The sequence below is a fragment of the Flavobacterium sp. 270 genome, from assembly GCF_004368785.1.
Taxonomy (GTDB): domain Bacteria; phylum Bacteroidota; class Bacteroidia; order Flavobacteriales; family Flavobacteriaceae; genus Flavobacterium.
In genome coordinates this window covers 176,308-195,533 of the sequence record NZ_SODM01000001.1, presented here as the reverse complement: position 1 = coordinate 195,533, position 19,226 = coordinate 176,308, and the positions used below count along the sequence as shown (strand labels likewise).

The window sequence follows — 19,226 nt, the reverse complement described above, 5'->3', positions numbered from 1 at the left end:
CGACACTTAAAGGATATAAATCACTCTCTGTAAAGGGTAATTTATTGACGTTTCTTAAAATACACGCGAATAGTATTAATCAAAACAAACCAAAATTATGAAAAAACCAGTTGTTAAGCAACGATTACTCCACCAAATCATGAAAATAACGCTATTTCAGCTTGTCCTGGCATTTGTGTTTTCTACCGTTACAATGGCAAACACAGCGAGTGGGCAAAGAAAATTAGATACAAGAGTTACCATCACGGTTAATGATTTGACTTTAGATAGCTTTCTGTCTAAATTGGAAAAGTCCGCACGTGTGAAATTTTCTTATAATTCGAGATTACCACAATTAGGTGAGAAAGTGACAGTTGAAGCAGATAAAGAAATGCTTTCAAGTGTTTTAAATCGAATTTTAAAACCATTTAATATCAGTTTTACAGAAGTAAGTAATCAGATTGTATTGCAAAAAGCTGCTGCTACAAATCCTCTTGAAAATCTGGACATTACTAATTCTGTTTTTGAAGAATTAGTTCCGGGTCCAATTATTAGAGGTAAAGTAACAGACCAAACAGGAAGCCCGCTGCCAGGAGCTACAGTAATGGCAAAAGGTACAAAAGTGGCAGTATTGACAGATTTTGATGGAAACTTTTCCATCGAAATGCCGGCAAACAGTACGGCTCTTGTAATTTCTTATGTTGGTATGGAAACAAAAGAAATTGGTACAGAGAATACTTCACCAAATATAGTTTTGACTGAGGCAGGTCAAAACCTAAAAGAAGTTATAGTTACAACAGGTTACGAAAAAACATCTAAAAGAACTTTTACAGGAGCAATTAGTAAAATTTCTGGTGCAGAATTAAAAGTAGATGGTGTTGTAGATGTAAGCAGAATGATTGAAGGTAAAGCGGCTGGGGTTACAGTTCAGAACATTACCGGAACATTTGGTACAGCGCCAAAAATTACCGTTCGTGGATCTTCTTCAATCTTTGGAGACACAAAACCATTATGGGTAATTGATGGTATTGTACAGGAAGATATTATCAACTTATCATTTGCAGATTTAGCTTCTGGAAACTCAGAGACTTTATTAAGTTCATCAATTGCAGGATTAAACTCAAATGATGTTCAAAGTATTGAGATCTTAAAAGATGCATCGGCAACTTCTATTTATGGTTCAAGATCATTAAACGGAGTTGTTGTTATTACTACAAAACAAGGACGTAGAGATGCACCGCTAAAAGTAACTTATGGCTTGGAGCAAAGTGTGAGAGCAGTGCCTAATTACAGCCAATATGATATCCTGAATTCTCAGGAAACAATGAGTATCCTTAAAGAAATGGAATCTAAAGGATATTTGGATTTGCCAACTACAGTAAACGGAAGATACGGTGGTGCGTACAACCTTTTGGGTAGAGCAATTAATACTTATGTGCCAGAAACCGGAGGTTATTTGGTTAACAATGATCCTGTTAGCCGTAATAATTTTTTAAAGAAATACGAGCAGGCAAATACAGATTGGTTTAGTGTTTTGTTTAGACCATCTATTACACAAAATCACTCTTTAAGTTTTTCTGGCGGTGGTAAAAACAATACTTTTTATGCGTCTTTAGGATATTATACAGATCCGGGATGGACTATTGCCGATGATGTAAAACAAATTTCATCTAACATTAAAGGTACATTTTATGTAAATGACAGATTAAATGTTACACTTTCTACAATGGCTTCTGTGCGTGATCAAGGTGCGCCGGGAAGTTATGAAAGCGAAAAAGACGAAGTTTTTGGTAAAGTAACCCGTGACTTTGATATCAACCCATTTAACTATGTTTTAAATACAAGTAGAACTTTAAGACCTTATGATGAAAATGGTAATTTAGAGTACTATAGAAACAACTGGGCGAAAATGAATATCGTAAATGAGTTAGCAAATAACTACATGGAAATTCAGGTAAAAGACATTCGTTTTCAATTGGATTTAGATTATAAAATAAACTCGCATTTAAGTTATAATTTAACAGGTTCTGCACGTTATGCAAATACAAGCCGTGAGCACAAAATTTTAGAAAATTCAAATGTAGTAGGAGCTTACAAAGCTGGTACGCCAGATGGAGAAGACGGTGTAAATACATTGGTAAGAAATGATAACATCTTTTTATATCAAGATCCAAATGATTTAACTGCTCCTAAAGTTTCAGTTTTACCAAATGGAGGTTTCTTAAGAAAATTCACGAATGATTTAACTTCTTATAACTTAAGAAATAGTATTAACTACAGAAATACTTTTAATGACAAACATGAAGTAGAAGGTTTCTTTGGTACAGAGATGAGAGTTGTAGACAGAAACAGCGATAATTTTACAGCTGCAGGTTTACAATATGACAGAGGTTTAACCGCTTTTACTGATCCTAGATTAATCGAAAAGATTATTAATGGAGGAGATTCTTATTATGGTTTTAATGAAGAAAAAGAAAGAACAGTAGGTTTCTTTGGAAAAGTAGGATATACTTACGATCGTCGTTATACAGCTTCTGTTACAGGTCGTTATGATGGATCTAACAGACAAGGAAACAGCGATTCTTCTAGATGGTTACCAACGTATACTTTTAGTGGAAAATGGAATGTTTCTGAAGAAAAATTCATGAAAGGTATAGAATCTGTAAACAATTTAGCGCTTAGAGCTTCTTACGGTTTAACTGCTACTGCAGGACCGGCAACAAATTCTTTAGCAATTTACAAAAGTTATGTTACAGATCGTTTTAATCTTAGCGACAGAGAAACTGCAATTAATATTGATCAATTGCAAAACCAAGGTCTGACTTGGGAGAAACAGTTTGAAACTAACATTGGTCTTGATTTAGGGATGTTTAACAACAGAGTACAGTTTACTACTGATGTTTACAGCCGTAAAGCGTTTGATTTGGTTGATTATGTAATCACTTCAGGAGTTGGAGGTCAAAGAATCAGACAAGGAAACAATGCTGATATGGAAACTAAAGGTCTTGAAATTGGTTTTACGACAAGAAACATTGAAAGCAAAGATTTTAAATGGTCTACAACACTTAATTTCTCAGTTTATAATCAAGAAATTACAAGATTGGAAAACACGCCAACTGCATTTGACTTAATTGATGCAAATGGAGGAAACACTATTGGACATCCAAGAAACTCATTGTATTCTTACCAGTTTACAGGTTTAAACAATCAAGGTCTTCCAACTTTTGTTATGCCAGAAGGAGAAGCAGATAATATTACCGGAGCTAATTTTCAGGATAACCTGAATGTTACAAAATACTTGAAATATGAAGGATCTATCGAACCTAATAAATCAATAGGTTTATCAAACACATTTACTTATAAAAACTGGTCATTATACGTGTTTTTCGTAGGATCAGGAGGTAATAAAGTTCGTTTAAACCCTGTTTACGATAGTGCTTATGATGATTTAACTGTATTTACTAAAGATTTTACAAACCGTTGGATAAATCCTGGTGACGAAAACTTTACTAATGTTCCGGTTATTGCAGACAAACGTTTAAATGCTAATTATGGTGGTGAGCGTCAACTTGCAATAGCTTACAATACTTATAATTATTCTGATGTTCGTATTGCAGATGGTGATTTTGTGAGATTGAAAAACATTTCATTAAGCTGGGAATTTCCTAAAGATTTCAAAAAGAAATTAGGAGTTAGCACATTTACATTAAAAGGATCAGCAGTTAACCCATGGTTAATTTACTCAGACAAAAGATTAAATGGTCAGGATCCTGAGTTCCGCAATTCTGGAGGAGTAGCTTTACCAGTTACCTCTCAATATACTTTTACTTTAAATCTTTCATTATAATAGTTTAAATTATGAAAAACTTAAAAATAGCTTTATCCCTATTAATACTTATCTGTATTACTAGCTGTGATGACTTTCTATCTGAAAAACCAGATAACAGAACCGAAATTGACACCCCAGATAAAATATCCGAATTACTAGTATCGGCTTATCCGCAAATGAGTTATTTTGATATTGCTGAAACCATGACCGATAATGCTTATGACAGCGGATTGGGTCAGACTTTATTAAAAAACCAACAGAGTTATAACTGGGAAATCCAGACAGAAACTACAAATATTGATACTCAGGCTTATTATTGGGATGCCTGTTATGCTGCTATTGCCCATGCCAACAAAGCATTACAGGCAATAGAAGAATTAGGAAGCCCTGCAAGCCTTAATCCTCAAAAAGGAGAAGCATTAATGGCAAGAGCATACGCTCATTTTATGTTAGTTTCTTTGTGGTCAAAACGCTATAATCCAGCTACGGCAGCTACAGATTTAGGAATTCCGTATGTTACAAAACCGGAAACAGAATTATTGACTAAATACAAGAGAAATACAGTAGCTGAAGTTTTTGATTTTATTCAAAAAGACATCGAAGAAGGTTTGAAAAACGTAACAAACGATTACAAACAGCCAAAGTTCCATTTTAATGTAAACGCTTCAAAAGCATTTGCTTCAAGATTTTATCTCGTAAAAGGAGAATGGGACAGAGTTATTGAATTATCAAATGATTTGGGTGCCAGACCAGTTGGAAAATTAAGAGATTTTCCTTCTTATGATAATCTTAGTGTTGAGGATCAAAAATTAATTTATGCCAGTAGTGATGCAGAAACAAACTTATTAATAGTTTCAGCAAATTCTATCGTAAGCAGATCTTATTACTCTAATCGTTTTAACCTTTCGGGAGCAAGATATCAAGAGTTTTTAGGAGCATCAGCCAGTCCATATGGTAAGGCGTGGTACTACAACTTTTATTCTTCAAACAGCAGTATAACAGTTTTTCTACCTAAGTTTTATGAATACTTTAAATATTCAAACGTAACAGCTGGAATTGGAGATCCTTATGTTGCAGAAGTTTTATTAAGTAACGACGAGTTTTTCTTAAATAGAATTGAAGCTCACGTTATGAAGGGCCAGATTGCTTTAGCAAATGACGAACTTGATTATTTCCTTTCTACAAGAGCGTTTGGTTATGTAGCTGCAGATAAGCTTACTCAGGCAAAAATTGTAGCTAAATATCCTGTAATTGCAGACGAATACACACCATTTTACGCTTTAACGCCAGTACAGACATCTTATATAAAAGCGATTGCAGAAACAAGACGTAGAGATTTTATACACGAAGGGATGAGATGGTTTGATATTAAGCGTTTTAATATCGTAGTTAATCACGAATCAATCAACAGACCAGTAAATGTTTTGGTAAAAGATGATAACCGTAGAGCATTGCAAATTCCATTGCATGCTTCTAATACCGGCATCGAATTAAATCCTAGATAATCTTAAAAGTAAAATCGTATGAAACTATTCAAATATAATAAAATTGCCATATTGGCTCTGGTTTCGATAGCACTGACATCTTGTAGTCACGAAGACCAGCCGGGAGAAAGTCAATTAGACTATACACAGCCTATAAAGACACCATTAGACAACTGGATTACAGCAAATTATTTAAATCCATTTAATATAAACGTTCAATACAAATGGAATCAAAATACAGTTGATAACAGCCGCTATTTATTTCCACCAGCAACAGATAAAGTAATGCCGGCGCTGGAAATTGTGCAGCAGATTTGGCTTAAAAGTTATTCTACCGTTGGAGGAGCAGATTTCGTAAAAAAGATCGCACCAAGAGAAATTGTTTTAGTAGGAGGGGTAAACTTAAATAGTGTTGGAACAAGAACATTAGGTTTAGCCGAAGGAGGACAACGTGTTACATTATTTGAAACAGATTATATAGACAAATCCGACCGTGACAATGTTTCAGAATTTATACATACGATACAACACGAGTATATCCACATTTTAAATCAGCACAAACCTTTTGACGAAAAAGCGTGGGCTAAAGTAACACCTGTAGGATATACAGCAGATTGGTATAATTTTGATACTGAAGAATCTAACGAAATTGGATTTATTACCAGTTATGCAAGATCTAATATTAATGAGGATTTTGCCGAAACAGCTTCAATGATATTAATATTAACAAAAGCAGAATATGAGGATTTTTTAGATAATATCGATAGTCCTTTTGCTTACCAAGCTTTAAAAACAAAAGAAGCAATTGTTGTAAAATACTTTAAAGAAGCTTTTAATATGGATTTTTACACATTAAGAGACGAAGCTGAGAAAAATACTACTGCTGTAATTAACAACTAAATAAAAGTATTATGAAAAACATATATAAATACTTAATTGCAGGAATTCTGATATTGCAGTTAAGCGCCTGCAGCAATGCAACAGAGGCGGAGCAATTGTTTGAAAAAACACCAACAGAGCGTTTAAATGCTCAAAAAGAAGAATTAAACAACGTATTGCTTTCTTCAGAATTTGGATGGAAAGCAGTTTATTTTACAGATGATACTGTTTTAGGCGGTTACACACATTTGTTCAAATTTGCTGCTGATGGAACAGTGCAGATGGCTTCAGATTTTGATGCTGATACAGCTATATACAAAAGTGAATATCAAGTTCAGTTAGGAAGTACTGTAAGTTTAGTATTTACTACCAGAAACAGAATCCATCTTTTATCAGAATCAGACAATTATCCAATTCCGGCATTAAGAGCAAAAGGATATTTAGGTGATTTTCAGTTTCTTTACTATGGTCAGGAAAACGGAGAAATTATATTTAAAACCAACAGATCAGGTATAGAATTGCGTTTTGTAAAAGCAAAAGCAGAAGACTGGACAAATCTTCATCTAAATCTAGATATGGAGAAAAATGTAGTAGGCGCAGACAGTCGTCCGCTTTTCAGATTATTAGAAACTAACGACGGAACAACAAAGCACCAATATGATTTTAGCTTTAGTCCGGTTACAAGATTTGCTACGGCTAATTCTATAGAAGCAGGTTATGTTATGAGTTACAATATGGGAATTGGTTATTCACCAACAGGCATAGTAGTAAGTCCGGCGGTACTTGTAGGGACTCAAAAGCTATCTGTATTTGTGTATAATCCTGCAGACGGAAGTTTTACTGCTACCGGAACAGGAGGAGCGACAGCAGTCATAAAATATACTACCAGACCATTAATTGTTAATGATGATTATAAAGCTTTATTAACAGGTAAACCTCAAATTGTTTTGGGTTATATCGCTGCTAATTTATATACAGCTCCAACAACATCTAAATATGCCAAAACATTATTAGATAAAGTTAATGCAACATTGCCAGCCAATCAGCAACTTAGCAGAATACAAATTTATTTCAATTCTGCTTTCGGAACTTACATTGAGTATCGTTTTAATGGAGGTAAAGCAAGTCTTTATCATAATTTAACGACATCAGAAAATGCAACTAATAAAACAATAATTCTAAATCATGATTCATGGGATAATGGTTCTGCATACATAGCAGCGCCTGCTTTCCTAAAAGATTTAGATGCAGAGTTTATGAATGCTGGTGGATTGTATATTAAAAAAGAAATTTTTAAAATAACTTTCTCAAATCAAATCTGGACAATCACCAGTTCAAGCAGTAATTTCAGAATAACAACATACCAATTGTAAAAATTTAGTTTTGATTTTTTTTATTTTGGGAAAAGCAGCTCTTAACTGAGCTGCTTTTTTAATAAATATTTTTAATGTTTAACCAGTTAAAATTTGAATTTTATGAAGAAATATTTCTCATCATTAAATATAGTTTTGTTATTATGGTTTTTGATTTACATCCTTATATCAAACATCTATTCAGATTACACGATGTATTATTTTTACCTGTCACTGCCAATCATCATTTTAATACTGATATTCGATCTTGTAAAGCAAAAGAAAGAAGACAAACTTAATCATACGAATTCTTTTAGTTCCTCTATTTATAGAATGTTGATTATGGCTGTTTTGCTTGGTGTATTTTTCTTTATCACCAAACACGATCATATTTAGTAAGATTTCGTTTCGATAAAAGACAATTTAGTTTGAATTGCTTTTTAATATTATAATATCACGGTTTAAATTAATTTAAAACACTATGATCAAAAAAATTCTCACACCATCAACAATTGCCATTTTCTTCTGGGGAATAGGACTTCTAATTGTAAACGAAAAATTCTATGAATATTTAAGAACTTATCTATATCTGTCGATAATCATTGCAGTTGCTTGTATTATTTTTGATAATATAAAAAAGAAAAAAGAAAGTAAAGATCAATAATACAAACAGTATTACTTTTAAGATTTTAGTTTTGATTTTAATAAAAGGCAGTTCAGGTTGAGCTGTCTTTTTTTTAAATAAAAACTTACATATTTGAATTTATTTTATATATTTAATCTCTATAAATGAACGAATTATATTATTTTTTTAGGTCTGGAGCTCATCGGACATTAAAGCGTATGAGAGATAAAAATTTTAAATAACTAATTTTATTATGCTAAAGAAAATTTTAAATTTTGAAAGAATTGAATTGCTTTCCAGAGAACAGCTAAAAACTATTACAGGAGGAGATACGCAACCCCGATGCATAGTTTTTGCGCCTGCAGGCTCTTCACCTTCATCATATCCGTTTTATCCATGTGCTCATAATCCTGGAATTATACCTACATTATGTCCAGATCCTAATGATGATTTTGCACCTCCAATTATCTGCTGATATATTTTATATTAAAATAATGAAAACAGCTGTCATATTTGATAGCTGTTTTTATGTTCAAATCATATTAGTTTACTTTTAAAGAATTTTATCTTTAAACAACAACAGAAATATTCAAGGCTGCAAAGCCTTTTTTTCTGCGACAAATTTTATAAAACGCCCAAATAATCTATATTTGTATTTCAAAAAATAAAAAACGAATACCTTAATATGAAATTACTAGAAGGAAAAGTAGCGATCATTACTGGCGCAAGCCGCGGAATCGGAAAAGGAATTGCTGAAGTTTTTGCTAAACACGGAGCAAACGTAGCATTTACATACAGTTCGTCGGCTGCATCTGCAGAAGCTTTAGAAGCTGAATTAAACGCTTTAGGAGTTAAAGCAAAAGGTTACCAATCAAATGCAGCAGATTTTAATGAAGCCCAAACTTTTGTTGACGCTGTTTTGGCTGATTTCGGAACAGTTGATATTTTGATCAATAATGCCGGAATTACAAAAGACAACTTGTTAATGCGTATGTCTGAAGCTGATTTCGATCAGGTAATTGATGTAAACTTGAAATCTGTTTTTAATATGACAAAAGCAATTCAAAGAACATTCTTAAAACAACGCGCAGGTTCAATTATCAACATTAGTTCAGTAGTTGGAGTATCTGGAAACGCAGGTCAAACCAATTATGCAGCGTCTAAAGCAGGTGCAATTGGTTTTACAAAATCTGTAGCTCTGGAATTAGGATCTCGTAACATTCGTTGCAATGCAATCGCTCCAGGATTTATCGAAACTGAAATGACAGCAAAATTAAGTGAAGATGTAGTAAACGGATGGAGAGAAGGAATTCCGTTGAAACGTGGCGGAACAACAGAAGATGTTGCAAACGCTTGTTTATTCCTAGCTTCAGATATGAGTGCATACATTACAGGACAAGTTCTTAATGTTTGTGGAGGAATGTTAACCTAAGAAACTGAGGTTCTAAGTTGCAAAGGTTCAGAGGTTTCTAATCTTTGAATTATTTCTTCCATTTTTTATTAAATTATATATATGACTACAAACACGATTTTATTATTATTACTTTCTTTAGTAATAGCTGGTGGTTTGTCATATTTTCAATATTTTTTTAAAGCCAAAAGCAAGTCTAATGTGACTTTGCTTTTGGCTTTTTTACGTTTTTTGGCCATTTTTGGATTATTACTTTTATTGATTAACCCAATAATTACTAAAAATGCCCTCGAAATTACCAAAACACCTTTGGCAGTTGTAGTCGATAATTCAAGTTCTATAGCAGCTTTAAAGTCAGACAAAAAAGCTGCCGAATTATACCAGAAAATCATTTCAAACCCTGCCATACAGGAGAAATTTGATATTCAGTCTTATCAATTTGATGCCGATTTTAAATCTTCAAAACAATTTGATTTTAAAGGAAAACAAACCAATATAGATCAGGTAGCCAAGAATTTAAAAAGCATTAATAAAAACCTGATTTTCCCGACCGTTATTATTACCGACGGAAATCAAACTACCGGAAACGATTATGTATATCGTTTTGATCCGGTTAATAAAGTTTATCCTTTGGTTGTGGGAGATACAACCACATTTCTGGATTTAAAAATCAACCAGTTAAATGTAAATAAATATGCATTTCACAAAAATAAATTTCCGGTTGAAGTTTTTCTGCAATATGCCGGAGACAAAACCACAAATGCAGATTTTACAATTACACAAGGAAATTCAGTTGTAGCAAAAGAAAAAGTTTCTTTTTCGCCATCTAAAAAAACAGCCGTTTTAAATTTATTATTGCCGGCAGACAAAGTAGGATTACAGGTTTTTAGAGCATCCGTTTCATCAAATGCAAAAGAAAAAAACAGCTATAATAATATAAAGAATTTTGCGGTAGAAGTAATAGATCAAAAGTCAGTTATTGCGATTGTATCGTCTATAAATCATCCCGATATTGCAGCGCTGAAACGCTCAATCGAATCTAATGCACAGCGTAAAGTAATATTGGTTAAACCCAATGAAATCAATTTATTACAAGATGCTTCAATCTTAATTTTATACCAGCCAACAACTGCTTTTAAACCTATTTTTGACAACAACAAATTGGCAGGAAGAAATACTTTTATCATAACAGGAAACAACACCGATTTTAATTTTCTAAATCAACAGCAAAACAATTTAGATTTTAAAATGAGCGGACAACGCGAAGATTATTTATCTGAATTTCAATCGCAGTTTAATTTATTTGCAATCGATAATATAGGTTTTGAAAATTTTCCGCCTTTGCAAAATGTATTCGGAACCGTTACAACAAACGGAAATGTCTCGGTTTTACTTTCATCAAAAATTAGAAACGTTTCTACAAATGCACCATTATTGGCTTTCGCCGAAAATCAAGGAAAACGCACCGCTTTTCTTTTAGGAGAAAACAGCTGGAAATGGCGTTTACAAAGTCATATCGACAATCAATCTTTTGAGAAATATGATGTTTTTATTGATAAAATTGTTCAATATTTAGCAACAAGCGCTTCCAAAAAATCATTGGTAGTAACACACGAAAGCTTTTACAATTCTGGAGAAGCAATTGTTATCAATGCGCAATATTTCAATAAAAATTATGAGTTTGACGAAAAAGCAAGACTTACGATAAGTGTAACAAATGCATCGACAAAACAAACCAAAAATTACGATTTATTAAAAGGAAACAATTCTTTCTCTGCCAATCTAGACGGTTTAGCAGCAGGAAAATATAATTTTTCTGTAAAAGAATTGAATTCAAATACCACTTATTCAAGTCATTTTGAAATCTTAGATTTTGATATCGAAAAACAATTTGTAAATCCAGACGTTCTAAAATTAAAGCAATTAGCACTTCAAACTAACGGAAAAGCATTCTTTGAAAATCAAGCCGATAATTTGATTAATACACTTTTAGAAAACAAAGAGTACAAATCGATCGAAAAAAATATTTCAACTAAAACTCCAATTATTGACTGGGTTTGGTTGCTAATTTTAATTGCAGTTCTATTAACTTCAGAATGGTTCATTAGAAAGTATAATGGGTTATTATAAGTTGCAAAGGTTCAGAGTAACAAAGGGACAAAGGTTAGAACCTGAAACCTGAAACTTTAAACCTGAAACAAAAAATAAAAAAAAACATGGACTTCCGGCTAAAAGTTTTTTATACCGTTGCAAACAGGCTCAACTTTACAAAAGCTGCGACGGAACTTTATATCTCACAGCCAGCCGTTTCCAAACACATTCAGGAATTAGAAGAAACTTATAAAACAAAGCTTTTTGAACGAAACGGTTCTAAAATTGCTTTAACTCCAGCCGGAGAAATCCTCCTAAAACATACTAAAAGTATATTTGAAATATACCGTGAAATAGATTTTGATTTAAGCACTTTTATAGACAATCGTCAGGGATTGTTACGATTGGGTGCAAGTACAACAATTGCACAATATATTATTTCACCCGTTTTAGCGCGTTTTCACCAAAAACAGCAAGACATAAAAGTCAATTTGTTAAACGGAAATACAGAACAAATCGAAAATGCTTTAATCAACAAAGAAATTGAGATTGGAATTGTAGAAGGACAAACCAAAAATCAATCTATAAAATACATTCCGTTTTTAAAAGACGAATTGGTTTTAGTCTGTAACAGCAAAAATCCTTTAGTACAGCAAAACGAAATTTCATTAGAAGATTTAAAAGCAATGAAATTCATCACTCGCGAACGTGGTTCTGGAACACTTGAAGTTATAGAATATGCTTTAAAACAAGTTGATGTAAAAATAACCGATTTGCAGATCGAAATGCAGTTAGGAAGCACAGAAAGCATAAAGTCCTATTTATTGAATTCTGATTGTTTTGCTTTTATGTCAATACACGCGGTAGGTAAGGAGCTTCAAAATAACGAATTAATTGTATTAGATGTTGAAGGCTTATCTATAGAAAGACACTTTTTTATTATTACTTTACTTGGCAAATCAGATCCATTATCTGAATTGTTTATTGAAAATATTTCTTCTTTCTATAACTTAAAGTTATAGTCGATTGTAATTTACGATTGGCGAATTCAATATAATCGTCAGACCTTTGTAAGGTAATTATTAAATACCTTATTTTGAAAACGCGGCAACAAACAGCATCACATTTATTTGAAGTAAATATTTATCTACAACAGGCGTTTTTTGTTGTGGTAATTCTTTTATGTGTGTTTTCGATAATTTCTCCGCCAATAGCGCTGCTATTAGGAGTAATAATAGTCAATGTTTTCGGAAATCCATTTTTAGCCTTCAATCATAAAGCGATTACTTTTTTATTGCAATTTTCTGTTGTTGGTTTAGGTTTCGGAATGAACGCCGCCAGCGCAGTTTCTGCAGGAAAAGAAGGTTTTGCACTTACTATATTTTCTATTTTCAGCACTTTAATCTTCGGAACTCTTTTAGGAAAATGGTTTCAAACCGATAAAAAAACATCACACTTAATTTCTTGCGGTACAGCTATTTGCGGAGGAAGCGCCATCGCAGCAATTTCACCTGTAATCAAATCAAACGAAAATCAAACCTCAATTGCTTTGGGCGTGATTTTTATATTAAATTCTATCGCATTATTTGTTTTCCCTTTTATTGGACATCAACTGGATCTTTCTCAAAAAGAATTTGGTTTATGGTGCGCCATTGCCATTCACGACACGAGTTCTGTTGTTGGTGCAGCCAATAAATACGGCGCCGAAGCCTTGCAGATAGCAACTACAGTAAAATTGGCAAGAGCTTTATGGATTATTCCAATTTCTATTTTTACTGCCGTACTATTCAAAAATAAAAACAGTAAAATCAAAATTCCTTACTTTATAGGATTATTTATTTTGGCAATGCTCCTTAATACTTATGTTCCCGCAACTGCCATTATTGCGCCGCATATTGTTGGTATTGCCAAAATTGGTTTAACTATAACTTTATTTTTAATTGGAGCAACTTTAAACGTAAATACTTTAAAATCAGTAGGAGTAAAGCCTTTGTTGCAAGGTGTTTTTCTTTGGGTATTTATTGCAGGTTTGGGTTTAGCTTCAATACTTTATCTGGGATAATTGATTATTTTACGTTTGAAAACTTAACAACAGGTTTACCAATTTGATTGTATTTTTTTCCTTTAAAAGAAAAATGTTTTTCAATCACAAAATTAAACTGCTTTTTAGTCTTTGCCATTGCAGCAAGTTCTTCCGGTAAATCAACTTCGTAATCATCTTCGGTTCCTTTTGCTTTTTTGTATGAACCTGTGGTTGTAATTACAAAATCACGGAAAAACTTTTTATTATTATCTGTAACTACAGTATAAGAACTGGACCAATCTGAACTACTGCTATTAAAAAGAGAATAATAATTTACCTCCATCAAGGACTGATATTTGCCATCAAATCCGGCAATTAAATATAAAATACCGTTGTATGGTGCGCCGGCTCCGCCATTTGCATGGGTTAATGCGAGTGCGTATTGATCTTCACCAATCTGAACTAATTTAGGAGTTGGAGATTGTGCAAAAGAACCAAAAGCGGCAATTGCAGGCTGAAAAGATTTCATTTCCCAAACATCATTATTTTTGGCAAATTTAGCAACACCCAAAAGTCCGCCTGTAAATCTGCTAGTTTGCAAACCGTCTTCATCGTAAACAGAATGATTGAAAACCAATAATTTAAATTGATTTCCCTTAGAATCTGCATAATCAATATTAGCTAGAAGTCTTGTAGCAACGCCATTAGTATAAGGAAATTGCTGATCTCCTTCTTCGCCATTTGCATCAATAAAAGGAGCAGGTTTGCAGTTTTTGCATTTCCAGCTTACAAAAGTATTTTTATCTGATAAATTATATAGTTTTCCGGGAAATAATTTCTGCATGGTTTTTACACCGTCTAATTGTCCTTTTACAAATAAGGTTCTTTTGGTGTTTAAAATAGTGTCGGTAACATTTTTGAGTTGTACAATATCGTCTTGAGCGACACAGATTGAGGTAAAAAGCAGAAAGAAAATAATAGATTTAATAAAGCGCATGTACCAGAATTTAGGATTATATAGTTCAAATTTAATAAGAACTTTTGAACTATAATTTAAAAATGAACTTAAATTAGTTATAGCATATAAAAACAAATAATAATTAAATTAACAGAATATTAATTAGTATTCTTTTGTATTATCTTTAAAAGAAATAGATTTGTACTTCAAAAACAAATTGCAAATGAAAAACTTTAAAATGAAATCCAAACTAATTGCTTTTGCAATTATAGGAATTGGATTTTTGACATTATCCTGGGGAATTGTAGGTCACGAACGTATTAATAAAGCTGCTGTAATGGCATTGCCAAGACCTGTTCAGGTTTTCTTTTACAATCACATCGATTTTATTACGCAGGAAGCTTCTGTGCCGGACATTCGTAAGTATGCTTTAAATTACAAAGACGAAAATCCAAGACATTATTTTGACATGGAAAACTTCGGGGCTGTAGATAGTATTCCGCAGACTATGGAAGCTGCAAAAAAGAAATACGATGCAAAATTCTTAAATGATAACGGGATTCTTCCTTGGTACATTGAAGATTTAATGGTGAAATTAACCACAGCATTTAAAAATAAAAACAGAGCAGAAATTTTATTTCTTGCTGCAGATTTAGGTCATTATATTGGTGATGCGCACATGCCATTGCATACTTCTGCAAATCATGACGGACAATTGAGCGATCAAAAAGGGATTCACTCTCTTTGGGAAAGTAAATTACCGGAATTATTTGCTAAAAATTACAAATTAAATGTTCCTGAAGCGCAATATTATCAAGACGTTCATAAAGCGACTTGGGATATGATTAATGATACACATAGTTTGGTAAAACCTTTATTGGACATCGATAAAAAGCTAAGAACTTCTACTCCGGAAGGCGAAGTATTTAAAAAAGATGCTGATGGGAAAATATTAAAAACTAAATACAATACGGCTGTTTTTACGGATGAATATGCAACAAAATTGCATAAGGATTTAAATGGAATGGTGGAAAGTCAAATGAGAAAAGCCATTTCTGCAACTGCTAGTTTTTGGTACACTGCATGGGTAAATGCCGGAAAACCAGATTTAAGCAGTTTAGATTCATCAGCGGTTACACAAAGAAACAACCAAGCTTTAAAAGATGATTTAAAATTATTTCAAAGTGGTTACCTTTTTGGAATGCAGAATCAGAATGACTAAAAGTTTGTTTTAAGTTCTTTTGGTTTCAGGTTTCAGGTTGAAATACGGATAAAGAAAAGCCTCAAATTCATTAGAATTTGAGGCTTTTTTAATGCTTTAATTTTTGTCTCTTTGCGTCTTTGTGCCTTTGTGGCTTTGAATAAACTTATAAACTTTTTAAATCCTTAATAAAAGCGTCAACTTGAGTTTCATCTGCAGCCCAGGAAGTAATTAATCTTACGGCAGAATGGTTTGCGTCAATTTCTTTCCAAACATAAAAAAGATATTTTTCGTTTAGTTTTTCGATAACATTTTTTGGTAAAATCGGGAAAATTTGATTTGTGGTAGAATCCGTTAAAAAAGAATATCCTTTTTCTTTTACCGCATCCGATATTTTCTGCGCCATAACATTAGCGTGTTTTGCCAAAGTAAAATACAAATCATCTCTAAATAATTCTAAAAACTGAATCGCTAATAATCGTCCTTTTGCCAGTAAAGCGCCTCTTTGTTTTAAAACATAATCAAAATCTGTGGCAAGTTCCAGTTTATTAAAAACAATTGCTTCACCAATTAAACCGCCATTTTTGGTAGCGCCAATGTAAAACATATCGGTAAGCTGCGAAACATCAGCCAAGGTCAAATCATTATTCGCTGCAGTTAAAGCGTGTCCTAATCTTGCGCCATCTAAATAAAGCAGCAAATTATTTGATCTGCAAAACTCAGACAATGCAGTAAGTTCTGTTTTGGTGTAAATTGTACCAATTTCTGTAGAGTTTGAGATGTAAACGATTCTTGGTTTTACAACGTGTGGTCTTAATGAATGTTCTTGTAATGTAAGCTGAAGATCAGACGGTTTTAGTTTTCCATCTTTAGTTTCAATAGTAATTACTTTATGTCCCGTTGCTTCTATTGCGCCCGTTTCGTTTGATGCAATATGTCCGGTTTTCGCACTTATAACGGCTTCGTGAGCACGTAATAAGGATGCAAGAACAATAAGATTGGTTTGCGTACCACCTGATAAAAAATAAATTACCGCATCTGGATTGTTTATTTTTTTCTTTAGTAATTCTTTAGCTTCAATAGAATAATCATCTTCGCCATAACCCAATTGTTGTACTAGGTTAGTTTCTATTAATTTATTTAAAATATTAGGATGTGCACCCTCAGAGTAATCGTTTTTAAAATTGTACATTTTTTATATTATCGGTAATTATTTCAATTTAAATCGTATTACAAAAATATAAAAGTCCTTTCGTATAATCGAAAATAATTACATCTGATATTTCTTTTGTTTCAACATATCCGAAGCGGTTTGATAAAACGAAATCGTCTCGTTTACCAAATCAGTTCTTTCTGTTTTTAATGGTTTTTCATCATAATAAATCTGATAATCATGCGCAATGTCTTCTTTTTTATTCATCGTTAAATGAAATTGTCTTACTTGTTGTTTAGGCGATAAAATCGTTAAAACATTATCTTTTATTAAACCTAAATCCTGATACGTAGCGATAAAAGCTCTAGGTTTATAATGCGGTTTTAAAACATCCTGACCAAAAAACTTACTGTGATAATCAAAATGAAGCAAACCAAAAACGGTTGGCATAAGATCGATCTGAGACATTAATTTAGTACACTTTTCCGGATTTACTCCCGGACGGTAAATAAACGCCGGAATTCTATATTTGTCTAGTGGAAGCTGTGTTTTTCCGGCACTCGAAGCGCAATGATCTGCCACAATTACAAAAACAGTATTGTTAAACCAAGGCTGTTTACTTGCCATTGCAAAGAATTTTTTAAGCGAATAATCGGTATATTTTACACCGCCGTCGCGCGATTTAATATCACCCGGAATATCAATTTTATTATTCGGATAGGTAAATGGTCTGTGATTGCTCACAGTCATAATGTGATTAAAAAACGGTTTGTTTTCTTTCGCTTCAGCATTCATCACCTTTATAGCTTTGTTGTACATGTCTTCATCACAAACGCCCCAAACATTAGAAAACGTAATTTCTTCTGGCGAAAAGCTGGATTTGTCTATAATTTGATAGCCGTTTCCAGAATAAAAATCCTGCATATTATCAAAGAATGCATCACCGCCGTACATGAATTTTACGTTGTAGCCTTTTTGTTTAAAAACAGCGCCGGTAGAAAATTTGTTTTTATTGTCTTCACGTTTTACCACACTTTCGCCGGCAGTTGGCGGAAGGCACAACGTAACCGCTTCAAGTCCACGAACGGTGCGGTTTCCTGCAGCATATAAATTGGTAAACTGAAGACTTTTTTGAGATAAACTGTCTAAGAATGGCGTTATATTTTCTTTGTTGCCATATTGTTTCATAAATTCTGCGCTGTAGCTTTCAATCGTAATTAAAACCACATTTTTATGACTTTCTGCAGTATCACTTTCTATAACTCTCGATGTATTTTCGCCTGAAATATTCGGAAACTGCTGTTTTAAAATAGCAAAAGCTTTTTCGTTTGGAATTGTTTTATAAAATTTAAAATAATCCAATTTATTATTCTCAAAAGCCAAATAAAACTTATACAAACCATTAGCTTGTAATTCATTAACAAAAACATTTTTAGAATTTTCTGTTGTTGCCAAAGTCGGAATTGCGATTAAGGAAATTAAAAACAAACCAATATACAATGCCGAGATTTTTAGTTTTTCGCTGAAAGTTGGAATGTCGTTAATATAAGCTCTGGATTTTTTTAGAATGAAATAAGTAAAAATTCCAGTCACTAAAAATAAAGCAGAAAATATCGGAACTACAGGATAAGATTCCATAATATTTCCGATCACTTCATTAGTGTAAATCAGATAATTAACGGCAATAAAATTGTATTTTACACCAAATTCATTCCAAAAGAAATATTCACTTAAACCATTTTGAAGAATCAATAAAACATATAAAAAGATCACAAAAGCAAACAGCCAAAATCTAATTTTATCCCTATGTTTTGGAAGAAAAAGCAAAAGCGCAAAAAGAGTTGTTTTGATTCCGATAAAAATTAAAACAATTCTTGGCAAAGCACCGCCATATTCGTCAAGAATACTTTTTCCAGAAGCAATATAAAGAAACAGAAGAACAAAAAAGCTAAGAATGATGTACCCTGAAGGCTTATTGTATTTAGAATTTGAAATAAAAATAAGGTACAGCCATAAAAAAACACTGGCGATAACAAAAACAAAAAAATCAGAAATAATTCCTAAACCAAAGATTTTTAAACTTTGGATTATAGTAAAAGAACTCTGCGTAATGGGATGAAAAAACAAGACAATACGAAGCAGAAAACTTATTATAAAATAGAATAAAGCAAGATTGTAAAAAGGGGAAAGTTTCTTGTAAAAATTCATGGTATTATTTTTTTTACAAAATTACTTACACTT

General features: G+C 32.6%; 15 protein-coding genes. 12 read left to right on the top strand and 3 right to left on the bottom strand.

What is annotated here, in order from left to right; genetic code table 11:
- The first annotated feature begins 97 nt into the window (after window positions 1-97).
- The 11 genes from EV144_RS00910 to EV144_RS00860 all read left to right on the top strand — a co-directional run bounded on the left by EV144_RS00910 (window position 98) and on the right by EV144_RS00860 (window position 13,712).
- Window positions 98-3,826, top strand: a complete 3,729-nt coding sequence (locus EV144_RS00910) for a SusC/RagA family TonB-linked outer membrane protein (protein WP_134145268.1) — start codon at window positions 98-100, stop codon at window positions 3,824-3,826.
- 11 nt (window positions 3,827-3,837) lie between these two features.
- The gene (locus EV144_RS00905; protein WP_134145266.1) at window positions 3,838-5,313 is read left to right on the top strand and encodes a RagB/SusD family nutrient uptake outer membrane protein; all 1,476 of its coding nucleotides are present in this window, start codon (window positions 3,838-3,840) and stop codon (window positions 5,311-5,313) included.
- 18 nt (window positions 5,314-5,331) lie between these two features.
- The gene (locus EV144_RS00900; protein WP_134145264.1) at window positions 5,332-6,192 is read left to right on the top strand and encodes a substrate import-associated zinc metallohydrolase lipoprotein; all 861 of its coding nucleotides are present in this window, start codon (window positions 5,332-5,334) and stop codon (window positions 6,190-6,192) included.
- Window positions 6,193-6,203: 11 nt separating this feature from the next.
- Window positions 6,204-7,544 carry a DUF4302 domain-containing protein gene (locus EV144_RS00895; protein WP_134145262.1) on the top strand — a complete coding sequence of 447 codons (1,341 nt, stop codon included), beginning with the start codon at window positions 6,204-6,206 and terminating at the stop codon, window positions 7,542-7,544.
- A 102-nt stretch (window positions 7,545-7,646) separates the two neighbouring features.
- Window positions 7,647-7,919 carry a hypothetical protein gene (locus tag EV144_RS00890; RefSeq protein WP_134145260.1) on the top strand — a complete coding sequence of 91 codons (273 nt, stop codon included), beginning with the start codon at window positions 7,647-7,649 and terminating at the stop codon, window positions 7,917-7,919.
- Between the two features lie 85 nt (window positions 7,920-8,004).
- Window positions 8,005-8,187, top strand: coding sequence for a hypothetical protein (locus tag EV144_RS00885; protein ID WP_134145258.1), 183 nt, complete (start codon window positions 8,005-8,007; stop codon window positions 8,185-8,187).
- A 214-nt stretch (window positions 8,188-8,401) separates the two neighbouring features.
- Complete coding sequence (locus EV144_RS00880; protein ID WP_134145256.1) at window positions 8,402-8,623, top strand: hypothetical protein; 222 nt, start codon at window positions 8,402-8,404, stop codon at window positions 8,621-8,623.
- A gap of 210 nt (window positions 8,624-8,833) precedes the next feature.
- Complete coding sequence (fabG, locus tag EV144_RS00875; RefSeq protein ID WP_134145254.1) at window positions 8,834-9,580, top strand: 3-oxoacyl-[acyl-carrier-protein] reductase; 747 nt, start codon at window positions 8,834-8,836, stop codon at window positions 9,578-9,580.
- Window positions 9,581-9,661: 81 nt separating this feature from the next.
- Entirely contained in the window at window positions 9,662-11,689 is a 2,028-nt protein-coding gene (locus EV144_RS00870) for a hypothetical protein (protein WP_134145252.1), read from the top strand.
- 86 nt (window positions 11,690-11,775) lie between these two features.
- Entirely contained in the window at window positions 11,776-12,672 is an 897-nt protein-coding gene (locus tag EV144_RS00865) for a LysR family transcriptional regulator (RefSeq protein ID WP_134145250.1), read from the top strand.
- A 74-nt stretch (window positions 12,673-12,746) separates the two neighbouring features.
- Window positions 12,747-13,712, top strand: a complete 966-nt coding sequence (locus EV144_RS00860; RefSeq protein ID WP_134145248.1) for a YeiH family protein — start codon at window positions 12,747-12,749, stop codon at window positions 13,710-13,712.
- Window positions 13,713-13,716: 4 nt separating this feature from the next.
- Here the strand turns inward: EV144_RS00860 and EV144_RS00855 are convergent, their stop codons facing one another.
- Window positions 13,717-14,670: a hypothetical protein gene (locus EV144_RS00855; RefSeq protein ID WP_134145245.1), complete on the bottom strand. Its 954-nt coding sequence runs from the start codon at window positions 14,668-14,670 to the stop codon at window positions 13,717-13,719.
- 184 nt (window positions 14,671-14,854) lie between these two features.
- On the opposite strand from EV144_RS00855, the gene EV144_RS00850 reads away from it, so the two are divergent.
- On the top strand, window positions 14,855-15,853 hold the full coding sequence (locus EV144_RS00850) for a zinc dependent phospholipase C family protein (protein ID WP_134145243.1): 999 nt from the start codon (window positions 14,855-14,857) through the stop codon (window positions 15,851-15,853).
- Between the two features lie 145 nt (window positions 15,854-15,998).
- Here the strand turns inward: EV144_RS00850 and EV144_RS00845 are convergent, their stop codons facing one another.
- Window positions 15,999-17,024 (bottom strand): threonine aldolase family protein, encoded by a 1,026-nt coding sequence (locus EV144_RS00845; RefSeq protein WP_134145241.1) that lies wholly within the window; start codon window positions 17,022-17,024, stop codon window positions 15,999-16,001.
- 78 nt (window positions 17,025-17,102) lie between these two features.
- The gene (locus EV144_RS00840) at window positions 17,103-19,193 is read right to left on the bottom strand and encodes an LTA synthase family protein (RefSeq protein ID WP_134145239.1); all 2,091 of its coding nucleotides are present in this window, start codon (window positions 19,191-19,193) and stop codon (window positions 17,103-17,105) included.
- Between the last annotated feature and the right edge of the window lie 33 nt (window positions 19,194-19,226).

Coding starts and splice junctions, on each gene's coding strand:
- EV144_RS00900 (WP_134145264.1), top strand. CDS start 5,332: ATGAAACTATTCAAATATAATAAAATTGCCATATTGGCTCTGGTTTCG.
- EV144_RS00910 (WP_134145268.1), top strand. CDS start 98: ATGAAAAAACCAGTTGTTAAGCAACGATTACTCCACCAAATCATGAAA.
- fabG (WP_134145254.1), top strand. CDS start 8,834: ATGAAATTACTAGAAGGAAAAGTAGCGATCATTACTGGCGCAAGCCGC.
- EV144_RS00840 (WP_134145239.1), bottom strand. CDS start 19,193: ATGAATTTTTACAAGAAACTTTCCCCTTTTTACAATCTTGCTTTATTC.
- EV144_RS00845 (WP_134145241.1), bottom strand. CDS start 17,024: ATGTACAATTTTAAAAACGATTACTCTGAGGGTGCACATCCTAATATT.
- EV144_RS00880 (WP_134145256.1), top strand. CDS start 8,402: ATGCTAAAGAAAATTTTAAATTTTGAAAGAATTGAATTGCTTTCCAGA.
- EV144_RS00890 (WP_134145260.1), top strand. CDS start 7,647: ATGAAGAAATATTTCTCATCATTAAATATAGTTTTGTTATTATGGTTT.
- EV144_RS00885 (WP_134145258.1), top strand. CDS start 8,005: ATGATCAAAAAAATTCTCACACCATCAACAATTGCCATTTTCTTCTGG.
- EV144_RS00850 (WP_134145243.1), top strand. CDS start 14,855: ATGAAAAACTTTAAAATGAAATCCAAACTAATTGCTTTTGCAATTATA.
- EV144_RS00865 (WP_134145250.1), top strand. CDS start 11,776: ATGGACTTCCGGCTAAAAGTTTTTTATACCGTTGCAAACAGGCTCAAC.
- EV144_RS00895 (WP_134145262.1), top strand. CDS start 6,204: ATGAAAAACATATATAAATACTTAATTGCAGGAATTCTGATATTGCAG.
- EV144_RS00870 (WP_134145252.1), top strand. CDS start 9,662: ATGACTACAAACACGATTTTATTATTATTACTTTCTTTAGTAATAGCT.
- EV144_RS00905 (WP_134145266.1), top strand. CDS start 3,838: ATGAAAAACTTAAAAATAGCTTTATCCCTATTAATACTTATCTGTATT.
- EV144_RS00855 (WP_134145245.1), bottom strand. CDS start 14,670: ATGCGCTTTATTAAATCTATTATTTTCTTTCTGCTTTTTACCTCAATC.